Source organism: Paraburkholderia sp. J10-1, assembly GCF_905220165.1.
In the GTDB taxonomy this organism is placed as follows: domain Bacteria; phylum Pseudomonadota; class Gammaproteobacteria; order Burkholderiales; family Burkholderiaceae; genus Paraburkholderia.
This window is the reverse complement of the sequence record NZ_CAJMYW010000006.1, coordinates 303,226-317,852: the sequence shown is the minus strand read 5'-3', so window position 1 is coordinate 317,852 and position 14,627 is coordinate 303,226. Positions and strand designations below refer to the sequence as shown.

The 14,627-nt window shown below is 65.5% G+C and carries 11 protein-coding genes; 8 read left to right on the top strand and 3 right to left on the bottom strand.

The window, feature by feature from the left end:
• The first annotated feature begins 134 nt into the window (after positions 1-134).
• From U5A65_RS21095 to U5A65_RS21080, 4 genes are all read left to right on the top strand, one after another.
• Positions 135-1,640: a DegQ family serine endoprotease gene (locus U5A65_RS21095; protein WP_321913753.1), complete on the top strand. Its 1,506-nt coding sequence runs from the start codon at positions 135-137 to the stop codon at positions 1,638-1,640.
• Positions 1,641-1,849: 209 nt separating this feature from the next.
• On the top strand, positions 1,850-2,356 hold the full coding sequence (locus U5A65_RS21090; protein WP_321913754.1) for a carboxypeptidase regulatory-like domain-containing protein: 507 nt from the start codon (positions 1,850-1,852) through the stop codon (positions 2,354-2,356).
• A gap of 142 nt (positions 2,357-2,498) precedes the next feature.
• The gene (locus U5A65_RS21085; protein WP_321913755.1) at positions 2,499-2,864 is read left to right on the top strand and encodes a DUF427 domain-containing protein; all 366 of its coding nucleotides are present in this window, start codon (positions 2,499-2,501) and stop codon (positions 2,862-2,864) included.
• Between the two features lie 33 nt (positions 2,865-2,897).
• Positions 2,898-3,647, top strand: coding sequence for a CoxG family protein (locus tag U5A65_RS21080; RefSeq protein ID WP_321913756.1), 750 nt, complete (start codon positions 2,898-2,900; stop codon positions 3,645-3,647).
• A gap of 58 nt (positions 3,648-3,705) precedes the next feature.
• Here U5A65_RS21080 and U5A65_RS21075 read toward each other — a convergent pair whose 3' ends face one another.
• The gene (locus tag U5A65_RS21075; protein ID WP_321913757.1) at positions 3,706-4,692 is read right to left on the bottom strand and encodes a helix-turn-helix domain-containing protein; all 987 of its coding nucleotides are present in this window, start codon (positions 4,690-4,692) and stop codon (positions 3,706-3,708) included.
• Positions 4,693-4,837: 145 nt separating this feature from the next.
• Here U5A65_RS21075 and U5A65_RS21070 point away from each other — a divergent pair, with 145 nt between their 5' ends.
• Entirely contained in the window at positions 4,838-5,473 is a 636-nt protein-coding gene (locus U5A65_RS21070) for a cysteine hydrolase family protein (protein WP_415765301.1), read from the top strand.
• 71 nt (positions 5,474-5,544) lie between these two features.
• Here the strand turns inward: U5A65_RS21070 and U5A65_RS21065 are convergent, their stop codons facing one another.
• Positions 5,545-6,198 carry a TetR family transcriptional regulator gene (locus U5A65_RS21065; protein WP_321913759.1) on the bottom strand — a complete coding sequence of 218 codons (654 nt, stop codon included), beginning with the start codon at positions 6,196-6,198 and terminating at the stop codon, positions 5,545-5,547.
• Positions 6,199-6,633: 435 nt separating this feature from the next.
• Here U5A65_RS21065 and U5A65_RS21060 point away from each other — a divergent pair, with 435 nt between their 5' ends.
• The 3 genes from U5A65_RS21060 to U5A65_RS21050 are packed head-to-tail and all read left to right on the top strand — an operon-like array spanning position 6,634 to position 12,742.
• Positions 6,634-7,908: an efflux RND transporter periplasmic adaptor subunit gene (locus U5A65_RS21060; protein ID WP_321913760.1), complete on the top strand. Its 1,275-nt coding sequence runs from the start codon at positions 6,634-6,636 to the stop codon at positions 7,906-7,908.
• A 15-nt stretch (positions 7,909-7,923) separates the two neighbouring features.
• Positions 7,924-11,199: an efflux RND transporter permease subunit gene (locus U5A65_RS21055; protein ID WP_321913761.1), complete on the top strand. Its 3,276-nt coding sequence runs from the start codon at positions 7,924-7,926 to the stop codon at positions 11,197-11,199.
• A gap of 1 nt (position 11,200) precedes the next feature.
• Positions 11,201-12,742 (top strand): efflux transporter outer membrane subunit, encoded by a 1,542-nt coding sequence (locus U5A65_RS21050; protein ID WP_321935055.1) that lies wholly within the window; start codon positions 11,201-11,203, stop codon positions 12,740-12,742.
• 233 nt (positions 12,743-12,975) lie between these two features.
• On the opposite strand, the gene U5A65_RS21045 is transcribed toward U5A65_RS21050, so the two are convergent.
• Positions 12,976-14,430 carry a nucleobase:cation symporter-2 family protein gene (locus U5A65_RS21045; protein ID WP_321913763.1) on the bottom strand — a complete coding sequence of 485 codons (1,455 nt, stop codon included), beginning with the start codon at positions 14,428-14,430 and terminating at the stop codon, positions 12,976-12,978.
• Positions 14,431-14,627 lie beyond the last annotated feature (197 nt).

Sequence of the window (14,627 nt, the reverse complement as noted above, 5' to 3'; positions counted from 1 at the left end):
CTTTCGTTACCCGCAAATGCCCGCCACGCGGGCGTTTGCGCGATTATTGCGATTTCTGCGTACTTAAGACTCCTTTAAGAGACACGGCTTACTCTTCGTACGTCGTGATGAGTACCCCGCGCAAGGAGTCCGCAATGAATACAAAAGTTCTTTCCCGCAGTGCCGTGGCAGCCGCCGTGGTCGTCGCGTTGTCGGCGGGCTACGTAGCAGGGCACCGTGATCTGCCTGCCCCGCAGGTGATTTCGCAGGCGCAGGCCGCGGCGATGATGCCCGCCGAAGCGGCCGCCAAGACCGGCGTTCCCGACTTCTCGGGTCTCGTGGAAACCTACGGGCCCGCAGTGGTCAACATCAGCGCGAAGCACGTCGTGAAGCAAACGGCGCTGCGCAGTGGCGGCAGCGGCCCGCAGCAACTGCCGATCGATCCGAGCGATCCGTTCTACCAGTTCTTCAAGCACTTCTACGGCGGTGCGCCCGGCATGGGCGGCGGCGACAACGGCCCGCAGGCGGACCAGCCGAGTGCGAGCCTCGGCTCGGGCTTCATCGTCAGCGCCGACGGCTACATTCTCACGAACGCGCACGTCGTGGACGGCGCCAACGTCGTGACCGTGAAGCTCACCGACAAGCGCGAATACAAGGCGAAGGTCGTGGGCGCGGACAAGCAGTCGGACGTCGCCGTGCTCAAGATCGACGCCAAGGATCTGCCGACCGTGAAGATCGGCGACCCGCGCCAGAGCAAGGTTGGCCAGTGGGTGGTGGCGATCGGCTCGCCGTATGGCTTCGACAACACCGTGACCTCGGGCATCATCAGCGCGAAGTCGCGCTCGCTGCCTGACGAGAACTACACGCCGTTCATCCAGACCGATGTTCCGGTCAACCCCGGCAATTCGGGTGGCCCGCTGTTTAATCTGCAGGGCGAAGTAATCGGCATCAACTCGATGATCTACTCGCAGACGGGCGGTTTCCAGGGCCTTTCGTTCGCAATCCCAATCAACGAGGCGATCAAGGTCAAGGACGAACTCGTCAAGACCGGCCACGTGAGCCGTGGGCGTCTCGGTGTAGCGGTGCAGTCGATGAACCAGACGCTTGCCAACTCGTTCGGCATGGACAAGCCGCGCGGCGCGCTGGTCAGTTCGGTCGACGCGAGCGGTCCGGCTGCGAAGGCGGGCCTGAAGCCCGGCGACGTGATCTTGTCCGTGAACGGCCAGTCAGTGGACGATTCGTCGGATCTGCCGGCGCTCATCGCGGGCATGAAGCCGGGCACGAAGGCCGATGTGCAGGTGTGGCGCGACAAGAGCACGAAGGACCTCACGGCGACCATCGGCGCGCTGGGCGACGCGAAGGTCGCGTCGAACGACGCACCGCAAGCGCAGATGCAGGGACGCCTCGGCGTCGCGGTGCGCCCGCTCACGCCGGAAGAGAAGAGCAACGGCTCGCTCGATCACGGCCTGCTCGTCGAGCAGTCGGGCGGCGCCGCCGAAAACGCGGGCGTGCAGCCCGGCGACGTGATTCTCGCCGTGAATGGCCGCCCGGTGACGAGCGCCGATCAACTCAAGCAAATGGTTTCGAAAGCTGGCAACAGCATTGCACTCCTGATCCAGCGAGACGACGCACAGATTTTCGTGCCCGTCGATCTCGGCTGATCCCTGCTGCCGCGAATCCGGCTCCGTGCGCCGGATTCGCGGCGAGAGCAGGTTTCATGACGTTGTTCCCGCGCTGCCGCCGTTGGCCTTTGGCCACGGCGGCAGCGGCGTTTTTGGGCGCCCAGAAAACGCCTGCGCCCGCCGCCGGGTATGCATCGGGCATGCGCCTTGCGCAAGCGTTACATCGGACAACCTGAAAGGAGCGATCGATGAAGCGTTTCCACAACTCGCGCCCCGTCCATGCCACCGCTTACGCGACGATCCTCGCGGCCACCCTGGCGTTTGGCTACGCGGGCGGCGCGGCGGCCCAGCAAGCCGAGGCGTCGGGCACGGTCGGCGGCACGACCACCGACAACACGAGCGCCGGCAACACCAACGGCGGCGGCATGCCGCAAGTCCAGCAGCAGGGCGACGTATCGTACGTCTCCGGCGGCGTGGGCCTCGACGAATCGAAGGCGCTGCTTGGCGCCGAGCGCCAATGGCCGCTTGCGTTGCGCTTCACCCAGCGCAGCGGCGAGTATGTCGCGGACGTGCGTGTGCAGATCACCGATTCGCATGGCGCGAGCGTCCTCGATACGACTTCACGCGGGCCTTATATGCTCGTCAGGGTGCGTCCGGGGCGCTACAGCGTGCATGTGAGCCATGCGGGCGTCGACAAGACGAGCGCCGTGACGGTGGGCTCGAACGGCAGCGCGCGGGCGGCTTTCATCTGGTAAGCCGGGCACGGTACAGGCGCGCGTTGGGGCGCTGCCGCACGCGCGCCGCACATAAGATTCACGCAGCCTCGCCGAGTTTGGCCGATAATGAAGCCGAGGCGGGGCGCCACGCAGGCGCCGCCTACCAACAGGGGAGCCGAACATGGCGGTCGAACCGGATGCGGCCCATCGCATCGACCTAGTCGCGAACCGTCACCGCGTGCGCGTGATTCATGGCGGCATCACCATTGCCGACACGTTGCACGCCATCACCCTTTGCGAAACCGGCTACCCCGACGTCTACTACTTTCCGCGCGCCGATGTGAACATGGCGCGACTCGAACGCTCCGGACACACCTCGCATTGCCCGTTCAAGGGCGAGGCGACGTATTTCCATTTGCGTACCGAAGACGGGTGCGTCGAAGAGGCGGCCTGGAGCTACGAAGCGCCGCTGGACGACGCGCGCGGCATCAAGGGCTATCTGGCGTTTTACGCGACTCGCGTGGACCGGATCGACCAGACCTCTTGACCTGGCCCGGTAGCTTGCAAAGGGGGAGCCGCCATGGAACTGAAAGATGCGCTGAGAATTCCGCTCGAACCCGACGCCGTCTGGGCGGCGTTGCAGGACGTGGCGCTCGTGCGCGCGAGCATGGAGCATTGCGAGTCCTTCCGGCGGCTCGGCCCCGGCGAATATGCAATCACGCTCACGGTGCCGCTCGGGCCGCTGCGCGCACGTTACGAAGTGCGTGCTCACATTGCCAATGACACGGCGCAAGTGCCGCTCACGCCTCGGCGCGTGCTGAGTTTTCGGGCCCGCGCGGACGGGATCGGCTCGCTGCGCGGACAGATCGACGTCGCACTGCGCCCGGAAGAGCGCGCCACGGCGAAGGAGCCGGGTACGGGCAAGGACGTGAGCACACGGATCGACTATTCGGTGTGGGCCACGCTCACGGGGCCGCTTTCCGAGCTGCCGCCGCGGCAGATCGAAAACGCCCTGCACGAACTCGCCGACGACTTCTTCACGGAGTTCTGCGCCGTGGTCGCGGCCAAGCACGGCCGGGCGCCCAACCGCGTGGCGGGCGAGCAGCCGCGCCGGCAACACGTGTTCCTGCGGCCGATCAACCTCGCGGGGCTCGCGAGGCGCGCGCATATCCTGCCTCAGCACCATGCGGGCGGGACGCTCTCGGGGCGTGCGGCAAGCACGCTCCATCATGAGCCGCCGCCGCATGCCATGCCGTACTGGGCGTGGGCAGCGATGATCTTTTTCGTCGCGTTGCTGCTTTATGCGGCGCGCTGGTTTACCGCGACCTGAAGCTGGCGGCGGGCGGCGCGCCCGAGTTGCACCCCCATTGCGCCGCCCGTCGAATCGCTCAATCCCCCCGAAACTCCCGCCGCCACGCCGACGGCGAAATCCTGAACGCCTCCACGAAATGCTGCCGCAGCGACGCGGCCGAGCCGAAGCCCGCGCGCTGGGCGATCGCGTCGATCGGATGATCGGTGCTTTCGAGCAATTGCTGCGCGCGTGCGAGGCGCTCGCCGAGCAGCCAGGCGCTCACTGTCGACCCCGTCGTCAAGCGGAACTGGCGCGTGAAGGTGCGCCGGCTCATCAGCGCGCGCTGCGCGAGCGAGTCAAGTGTGTGGGGCGCGTCGAGGTGGGCGCGAATCCAGTCGAGCAGGCCCGGCAGGCGGTCGCCGCGCCCGGCCGCCGCGAGTGGCTGCTGCACGTACTGCGCCTGGTTGCCTTGGCGATGCGGCGGCACGACGAGCCGGCGGGCCACATAGTTCGCGGCGTTCGAGCCGCACAGGCGCCGCATGAGATGCAGGCAGCAGTCGAGTCCCGCCGCCGTGCCCGCCGAGGTGAGCAGGTCGCCGTCGTCGATATAAAGCACGCCGGGATCGAAGCGCACGGCCGGAAACCGTTGCGCGAAATCGTCGGCGGCGGCCCAGTGTGTGGTGCCTGGCCGGTCGTCCAGCAGGCCCGCATGCGCGAGCACATAAGCGCCGAGGCAAAGTCCGACGAGGATCGCGCCGCTCGCGTGCGCTTCGCGCAGCGCCTCGCAAAGCGCGGCGCTCGGCGCTTCGTGGGTGTCGCGCCAGCTCGGCACGACGATCACGTCCGCGCCGCGCAGCCCCTCGAGCCCCTGCGGCGCGCCGATCGTGAAGCCCGCCGTGGTCGTGAGCGTGCCGGGCTCCGCCGCGCAAACGGCAAGTTCGAACGGCGGCACGCCGCCTTCGCTGCGGTCCTCGCCGAACACGACGCAAGGCACGGAAAGATGAAACGGGCTGATGCGGTCGAAGGCGATCACGGCGACGCGCAGCGGGGCGGGCGAAGGAGTCTGACGAGCAGCAGTGGCCATGGCGAGCCCCGAAGGTGAATGGCCCGATTCTAGCGAAAGTTGTCATTCGGGCCACTGTCGCGTGAGCGGGCTCAGCGCCACAATCGCGCCATCGACTTTGCGTCTTCGGACCGGTCGGTTCCTTTCAATCTCAGGAGGCATGGCCATGTCCGCGAATCCGCGCCGGGCGCTCGTCGTCATCGACGTGCAGAACGAATATGTCAGCGGCGATCTGCCGATCGAATTTCCCCCCGTCGAGACGTCGCTCGCCAATATCGGCCGCGCGATGGACGCCGCGCGCGCGGCAGGCGTGCCCATCGTGGTGGTGCAGAATCTCGCTCCGGCGGACTCGCCGCTCTTCGCGCGCGGCAGCGTGGGCGCCGATCTGCATCCGGTCGTGGCTTCGCGCGAGCGCGATCACCACGTCGAAAAATCGTTGCCGAGCGCCTTCGCAGGCACCGATCTGAAAGTGTGGCTCGCTGAACGTGGCATCGACACGCTCACGGTGGCCGGCTACATGACGCACAACTGCGACGCCTCGACGGTGTTCGAGGCGACCCACGCGGGTCTCGCCGTGGAATTTCTCGCCGATGCGACGGGTTCGGTGCCGTATGCGAACGAGGCGGGAACGGTTAGCGCCGAGGACATTCACCGCGCGTTCAGCGTGGTGATGCACACGCGCTTCGCGGCGGTCGTGACCACGGATGCCTGGCTTGCCGCCGTCAAGGCAGGCGTGCCGCTCGCGCGCGACAACATCTACGCATCGAATCAGCGGGCCCGCGCGAATCGCGTGCCGGCCTGAGCGGGCAAGAAAAAGGCGGCCTCGTCAGCGGGCCGCCTTGATCGATCCGGGCGCTGCGCGCGCAGGGGGATTCAGGTGTTCGATTCGCTCGCGCCCGTGCGCAGCGACTGGCTGTAGCGCAGCGCGTCGAGCATCGCGTCGACGTGCAGTTCGGCGTTGCTCGCCACGTCGAACACGTCCGGCAGGATCGCCATGTCGCGCAGCGCGCCGCCAATGAACGAATGGAGCACGCGCGAGGCGCGCTTGGGGTCGAGGTCGGCGGGCAACTGGCCCTTCGATATTGCATTGCGCAACCCTTGCTCGATGCTCGCGAGACCCTCGCGCATGTCGGTCTGATGGCGCGCCATCACCGGCCCCATCTCCTCGACGAACTCGCACTTCAGGAACAGGATCTCGAACACGCGGCGGCGGCGCACGTCGGTTGCCGTGTTGCGCAGACACAAAATGCAAAGATCGCGCATGCGGCCGAGCGGGTCGGGCTCGCCGGGGTCCGTCGACGCCACCTTCAGTTCGTCGAGCGGCAGGACCACGCGGTCGAACATGGCCGTAAACAGGTCGCCCTTGTTCTCGAAATGCCAGTAGATCGCGCCGCGCGTCACGCCCGCGGTCTGGGCGATGTCGGCGAGCGATGTGCGCGACACGCCCTTCTCGTAAAAGACGTGTTCGGCGGCGTCGAGGATCCGGTTGCGCGTCTCCAGCGCTTCCTCTTTCGTTCGGCGGACCATGTTTTGAAGTCGGTGTGTTGCTGAGGGTTACGGGTGAACAAATGTATTTGGGGTGCGAACCGTAATGTATTGATTTGTAATATGGATCTGATGCGCGGATCGCACCTGCAGCGCCGTCCAACGGTTATGTAACGTCCTTTTACATTCATTCGCGAATGTATCTATAATAGCACCCCACCACCTGGGTGCCTCAAGTGGTGATGTCCGGTTAATATCCGTCACTGGCCAAGTGGTCGTAGAAACCCCAATGCGCGACGCCCCGTGGGTGGCGCGCAGCAGTATCGCCCGGACGGATGTGCAGACCGGAACGCGCCTTTCTAAAAGAAGTACCGGGTTTATCCGTCAGGTATTTGCCAGATGCTGGCGTGCGTGGTCGTCCTCCTCGTTGCAGGACGCCGCACGCTTTTATTGTCAGTTATAGACAGAGGTCGCTCCATGCGCGTCGAACGGGTTCCATTCCGCCTAATCAGTGTCGCGACGGCTGCCATCGTGCTCGCAGCCTGCGGGCAAAAGCAGTCGGCGCCGCCGCCGCAAACCCCCGAAGTGGGTGTCATTACCGTCCAGCCGACCGCCGTGCCGGTCGTCTCCGAGCTTCCCGGCCGCACCAGTGCCTTCCTCGTCGCGCAAGTGCGCGCACGGGTCGACGGCATCGTGCTGCGCCGCGAGTTCACCGAAGGCGCGATCGTGAAGGCCGGCCAGCGGCTCTACAAGATCGACCCCGCGCCGTATATCGCTGCGCTGAACACCGCCAAGGCCACGCTCGCGAAGGCCCAGGCCAACCTCGTCACGCAGAACGCACTGGTTGCGCGCTACAAGGTGTTGGTGCAGGCCAACGCCGTGAGCAAGCAGGACTACGACAACGCCGTTTCCGCGCAGGGCCAGGCGGCAGCGGACGTCGCCTCCGGCAAGGCTGCCGTCGATACGGCGCAGATCAACCTGGGCTATACCGACGTCGTTTCGCCGGTCACGGGCCAGGTCGGCATCTCGCAGGTCACGCCGGGCGCCTACGTGCAGGCGAGCGCCGCGACGCTCATGTCGACGGTTCAGCAACTCGACCCGATGTACGTCGACGTTACGCAATCGAGTCTCGACGGCCTGAAGCTGCGCCGCGCGATTCAGGAAGGGCGCCTCGCGACCAATGGCCCGAACGCCGCGAAGGTGTCGCTCGTGCTCGAAGACGGCCGCGTGTACGCACAGAAGGGCAAGCTCCAGTTCAGCGACGTCACGGTCGACCAGACCACCGGCTCGGTGACGGTTCGCGCGCTGTTCCCGAACGCCGACCGCGTGCTGTTGCCGGGCATGTTCGTGCGGGCGCGCATCGAAGAAGGCATCAACAACAATGCGTTCCTCGTGCCGCAGGTTGGTGTGCAGCACGACCAGAAGGGCCAGGCGTCGGTGCTCGTCGTCGACCAGGACAACAAGGTCGTGCCGCATCCGATCGTTACGTCGGGCGCGCAGGGCCAGGACTGGGTCGTGGAGAGCGGCCTGCAGGCCGGTGACCGCGTGATCGTGCAAGGCACCGACAAGGTCAAGCCGGGTGCGCAGGTCAAGCCGGTCGCGGCGCAACTGCCGCCGCCGCCGCCGCCGGGCGCGCCTTCGGCCGACATGGCAACTGCCTCGGGCAATGCGAACGCTGCCAGCGCCGCGTCCGGGCCCGCAGCGGGTGCAAGCGGTGCCTCGGCTGCGCCTGCCGCCTCCGCAGCGCAATAACCGGGAGCCTGCTTCATGGCAAAGTTCTTTATTGATCGCCCAATTTTTGCATGGGTGATCGCCATCATCCTGATGCTGGCGGGCGTGGCCTCGGTGTTCACGCTGCCGGTCGCGCAGTATCCGACCATCGCGCCGCCTTCCATCCAGATCAGTGCGAACTATCCGGGTGCGTCGGCCAAGACGGTGGAAAACACGGTCACGCAGGTGATCGAGCAGCAGATGAGCGGTCTCGACCACCTGCTGTACATCTCGTCGACTTCCGATGACTCGGGCACGGCCACCATCACGCTGACCTTCGCCGCGGGCACCAATCCGGACATCGCGCAGGTGCAGGTGCAGAACAAGCTGCAGCTCGCCACGCCGATTCTGCCGCAGGTGGTGCAGCAGCTCGGTATCAGCGTGACGAAGTCGAGCAGCAGCTTCCTGCTCGTGCTCGCGTTCGTGTCCGAAGACGGCAGCATGACCAAGTACGACCTCGCGAACTACGTGGCGTCGAACGTGAAGGACCCGATCAGCCGTATCGACGGCGTGGGTACGGTCACGCTGTTCGGCTCGCAGTACGCGATGCGCGTATGGCTCGATCCACACAAGCTAACGAACTTCCAGCTCACGCCAAGCGACGTCACAGCCGCGATTACGGCGCAGAACGTGCAGATCGCGGGCGGTCAGCTGGGCGGCACGCCGGCGGTGGCGGGGCAGTCGTTCCAGGCGACCATCACCGAATCGACGCTGCTGCAAACGCCTGAGCAGTTCGGCAACATCCTGCTGAAGGTGAATCAGGACGGCTCGCAGGTGCGCCTGAAGGACGTGGCGCGTATTGGTCTCGGCGGCGAAAACTACAACTTCGACACGAAGTACAACGGTTCGCCGACGGCCGGTCTGGGTATTCAGCTCGCGACGGGCGCCAACGCGCTGCAGACCGCGAAGCTCGTGCGCCAGAAGATCGACGACCTCTCGAAGTACTTCCCGCACGGTCTCGTCGTGAAGTACCCGTACGACACGACGCCGTTCGTGCGCCTGTCGATCGAGGAAGTGATCAAGACGCTGCTGGAAGGCATCGTGCTGGTGTTCCTCGTGATGTACCTGTTCCTGCAGAACCTGCGCGCGACGCTCATTCCGACGATCGCGGTGCCGGTGGTGCTGCTGGGTACGTTCGCGATCATGGCGGCGGTGGGCTTCTCCATCAACACGCTGTCGATGTTCGGTCTCGTGCTCGCCATCGGCCTGCTGGTGGACGACGCGATCGTGGTCGTGGAGAACGTCGAGCGGGTGATGGTGGAAGAGGGCTTGGGTCCAAAGGAGGCCACCCGCAAGGCCATGGGCCAGATCACCGGCGCGCTGGTGGGCGTGGCGCTCGTGCTCTCCGCGGTGTTCGTGCCGGTGGCGTTCTCGGGCGGCTCGGTCGGCGCCATCTACCGGCAGTTCTCGCTCACGATCGTGGCGGCCATGGTGCTGTCCGTGCTCGTCGCGCTGATTCTGACGCCGGCGCTGTGCGCGACCATCCTCAAGCCGATCCCGAAGGGCCATCACGAAGAGAAGAAGGGCTTCTTCGGCTGGTTCAACCGCACGTTCGAGACGAGCCGCGACAAGTATCACTCGGGCGTTCACCACGTGATCAAGCGCTCGGGCCGCTGGCTCATCATCTATCTCGCGGTGATCGTCGCGGTTGGCATGCTGTTCGTGCGCCTGCCGAAGTCGTTCCTGCCCGATGAAGACCAGGGCACGATGTTCGTGATCGTGCAGACGCCGGTGGGCTCGACCCAGGAAACGACGGCGCGCACGCTCGCCAACATCCAGAACTGGCTGCTCAAGGACGAAGGCAGCATCGTCGAGTCGGTGTTCACGGTGAACGGCTTCAGCTTCGCGGGCCGTGGCCAGAACTCGGGTCTCGTGTTCGTGCGCTTGAAGGACTACAAGCAGCGTCAGCACGCGGACCAGAAGGTCCAGGCGCTGGTGCGGCGCATGTTCATGCACTACGCGGGCTACAAGGACGCGACGGTGTTCCCGGTGAATCCGCCTTCGATTCCTGAACTCGGCACCGCGTCGGGCTTCGACTTCGAACTGCAGGATCGCGCGGGTCTCGGTCACGAGAAGCTGATGGAAGCGCGCAACATGCTGCTCGGCATGGCGGCGAAGGATCCGACGCTCGCACTCGTGCGCCCGAACGGCCTGAACGACACACCGCAGTTCACGATCGACATCGACCGTGAAAAGGCCGAGGCGCTTGGTGTGACGGCGGCTGCAGTTGACCAGACCTTCTCGATCGCGTGGGCGTCGTCCTACGTGAACAACTTCCTCGATACGGACGGCCGTATCAAGAAGGTGTACGTGATGGCCGATGCACCGTTCCGCATGACGCCGGAAGATTTGAACAACTGGTACGTGCGCAACAGTGCGGGCGGGATGGCGCCGCTGGGCTCGGTCGCGAGCGGGCGCTGGACTTTCGGTTCGCCGAAGCTCGAGCGCTACAACGGTATCTCGGCCGTGGAAATCCAGGGTCAGGCGGGGCAGGGCAAGTCGACCGGCCAGGCCATGACGGCCATGGAGCAGATCGCGGCGAAGCTGCCCGCGGGTATCGGCTACGAATGGACGGGTCTGTCGTATCAGGAACGCCAGTCGGGTTCGCAGGCGCCGATTCTGTACGGCATCTCGATCCTCGTCGTGTTCCTGTGTCTCGCGGCGCTGTATGAAAGCTGGTCGATTCCGTTCGCGGTCATCATGGTGGTGCCGCTCGGCGTGCTCGGCGCGCTGCTGGCGGTGACCTTGCGCGGCCTCGAGAACGACGTGTTCTTCCAGGTGGGTCTGTTGACCACCGTGGGTCTTTCGGCGAAGAACGCGATTCTGATCGTGGAGTTCGCGCGAGACCTGCAGGCCGAAGGGAAGATGGGACCGGTCGAGGCAGCGCTCGAAGCTTCGCGACTGCGTCTGCGGCCGATTCTGATGACGTCGTTGGCGTTCATTCTCGGCGTGCTGCCGCTCGCGATCAGTAACGGCGCGGGTTCGGCTTCGCAGCACGCGATCGGCACGGGCGTGATCGGCGGCATGCTCACGGCCACGTTCCTCGCGATCTTCATGATCCCGATGTTCTTCGTCGTGATTCGTGCGAAGTTCGCGGGCGAGAAGGAAGACGCGGACGTCGCGCTCCAGCACTACGAAGAGCACCACGCGCACGACCATGACAACGACAACGGCGGCAACGCCGGCGGTCAGGGCGGCACGGGCGGCAGCGCAGGTGGCGCAGGTGGCACTGGCGGCAGCAACGGCGACGGCCCGGGCAAGGAAGGACATTGAGATGCATAAACTATCCGTAATTGCAGCGGGCGCCGCAGCGTTGGCCGCTGCGCTCCTGGCAGGTTGCACGATGGAGCCGCACTACAACCGGCCCGAAGCGCCGGTGTCGCAAAGCTTCCCGCAGGGCGGCGTCTACGCGACGCAGCCGGTCGCCGCGGGCGCGAACGGTCAGGCCGCCCCGAGCGCGAAGGGCGCTGCGGCAACCGACATCGGCTGGCGCGAGTTCTTCGTCGATCCGCGACTGCAGCAGCTCGTCGCGATCGCGCTGAAGAACAACCGCGACCTGCGCGTCTCGGTGCTCAACGTCGAGGCGTCGCGCGCGCAGTATCAGATCGCGCGCGCCGAACTGTTCCCCGCGATCAACGGTACGGCGACGGACACGCGCACGCGTGTGCCGCGTGATCTGCAGACCACGGCGAACAACCCGTACAGCGTCTACAACGTGGGTGTGCAGGCGTCGTGGGAAATCGACTTCTGGGGGCGCATCCGCAGCCTGAAGGACCAGGCGTTGGCGCAGTACCTCTCGACGGCGTATGCGCGCAAGGCAGCCGAGATCACGCTGGTTTCGGAAGTCGCGGACCAGTACCTGACCATGCTCTCCGACGACGACCTGCTGAAGGTCACGCAGGAAACGCTCAAGACGGCGCAGGACTCGTACAACATCGCGAAGGCGCAGTTCGATACGGGCACGGGCACCGAGCTGGATTTGCGTCAGGCGCAAACGGTGGTCGAGAACGCGCAGGCCAACATGCAGGCGCAACTGCGGGCTCGTGCCCAGGCCGAGAACGCGCTCGTGCTGCTGATTGGCGAGCCGCTGCCGGCGGATCTGCCGCAAGGCCTGCCGCTCGACGGCCAGGCCCTGCTCAACGACATTCCGGCAGGACTGCCGTCGGACCTGCTCACGCGGCGTCCGGACATCATGCAGGCCGAGGAAACGCTGCTCGCAGCAAACGCCAACATTGGCGCGGCGCGTGCGGCGTTCTTCCCGAAGATCTCGCTCACGGCGGCATTCGGCACCGAAAGCCTGTCGCTCGGCGGGCTCTTCAAGGCGGGCACGGCGGCGTGGAGTTTCGTGCCGCAGGTCACGCTGCCGATCTTCGAAGGCGGCTCGAACATCGCGAATCTGCAACTCGCGAATGTCGAGAAGCGCATTGAGATCGCCAGCTACGAGAAGTCGATCCAGTCGGCGTTCCGCGAAGTGGCCGACGGTCTGGCTGCGCGCGGCACGTACGACGAGCAGATCGCGGCGCTCGAGCGCAGCACCTTCGCGAACCAGCGCTCGCTCGATCTTTCGGAACTGCGCTACAGGAACGGCGTGGACAGCTATCTGCCGGTGCTCGCCGCGCAGACGAGCCTCTACACCGCGCAGCAGTCGCTCGTCACGGCGCGCCTCGCGCGGCTGACCAACCTCGTCGATCTGTATCGCGCGTTGGGTGGCGGCTGGATCGAGCACGCGGGCGAGACGCCGCGTGAGCCCGATGCGCCGGTCGACTATGGTGCGGCCAGCGCGCCGGTGGCGGCTTCGGCTGCGACGGCGGGGTAAGCGGCATCATCGCTTACGCAGCAGGAAGCAAGAACGCCACGGGAGACCGTGGCGTTTTTTTGTGCGCGATTTTTTGTGCGCGTTAGAAAGGCAAAAGCGGCAAAAAAAAGGCGCCATGGTTGCCCATGGCGCCGAACCAGCAAAAGACCCCTCCCGCATGTGTGTGTAGGTGAACACCTGCGAGCGGGGTACCTCTCGCGTCAACTCAATACGTTCAATTCGATTCGATCAGCTCAATGCGCGGCCGAGCGCGGCATTTCGTGGCCCGCGTCCGGAGCTTGTTCAGCGTCGGGATGGCGTTCGAGATCGTGGCCGGCGCGGCGGATGGCGCGCTCGGCGGCCTTCTCGCTCTTTGCGCCATTGAAGATCAGGTTCAGCACGACCGCCGAAACCGAGGCGAGCAGGATGCCGCTATGGAGCAGCGGCGAAAACGCGGGCGGCAGCTTGGAGAAAAAGTGCGGCGACACCACCGGCACGAGACCGAAGCCCACGCTCACGGCGACGATGAAGAGGTTGTGCTGGTTCTTCACGAAGTCCACCCGCGAGAGCACCTTGATGCCGTTCGCCGCCACCATGCCGAACATCACGATGCCCGCGCCGCCCAGCACGAAGGCGGGCACCGAGGCGACCATCTGCGCCATCTTCGGAAAGAGGCCGAGCAGCACGAGAATTACGCCGCCCATCGCGCACACATAGCGGCTCTTCACGCCCGTCACGCCGATGAGGCCGACGTTCTGCGAGAACGACGTGTGCGGGAACGAGTTGAAAATGCCGCCGATCATCGTGCCGAGGCCGTCCACGCGCAGACCGCGCACGAGCGTGGCCTGATCGACGGGGCGCTCGACCATGTCGCCCACGGCGAGGAACATGCCCGTCGATTCGATGAAGGTCACGAACATCACGATCACCATCGTCGCGATCGGCAGGATGTGGAACTTCGGCATGCCGAAGTGGAACGGCATGACGATGCCGACCCACGGCGCGCTCGCCATGCCTTCCAGATTCACGCGGCCAAGCGCAAGCGCGATGGCAAAGCCCGCGACAATGCCGAGCAGCACCGAGATATTGGCGACGAAGCCGCGCCCGAACTTGTTGATGAGCAGGATCAGCATCAGCACGAGCAGCGAGAGGCCGAGGTAGATGGGGTTGCCGTAATCGGGATTGCCCACGCCGCCGGCGGCCCAGTTGATGCCCACTTCCATGAGCGAGAGGCCGATCACCGCGATCACGGTGCCCACCACCACGGGCGGGAAGAAGCGCAGCAGCTTGCCGATCATTGGCGCGATCACGATGCCGATCGCACCCGCCGCGATGGTCGAGCCGAAGATGTCGAGCAGACCGAGCGACGGATTGGTGCCGATGGCGATCATCGGGCCGACCGAGGCGAACGTGCAGCCCATGATCACGGGCAGGCGAATGCCGAAGATCCACAGGCCGAGCGTCTGGATCAGCGTGGCGATGCCGCAGGCGAACAGGTCGGCGCTGATGAGGAAGGCGACCTGATCCTTCGGCAACCCGATCGCGCCGCCGACGATGAGCGGCACGGCGACCGCGCCTGCGTACATCACGAGCACGTGCTGAATGCCGAGTGTCAGCAACTGGCTGAACGGCAGGCGCTCGTCGCAGGGGTGCACCTGCTTCTGGCCAGATCGCTTGGCGGCCTGGTCCTCAATGCCCTTGGCTTGCATGTCGTCTGTCTCCGTCTCTTCGTTTAGGGATATGGCCTCCAAGGTATGCGGTAAGAAAATATGCAACAAGACCGCTGGGGACTATTCCGTGCTTTCCGGGCACGATATGCACCCGTCGAGATGGACAGGCGACATAAGGGTGGGATCAGCGTGCGCGGGGCGTGTGAGGCGGTTTCGTGACGGCTTCACCGGGCCAC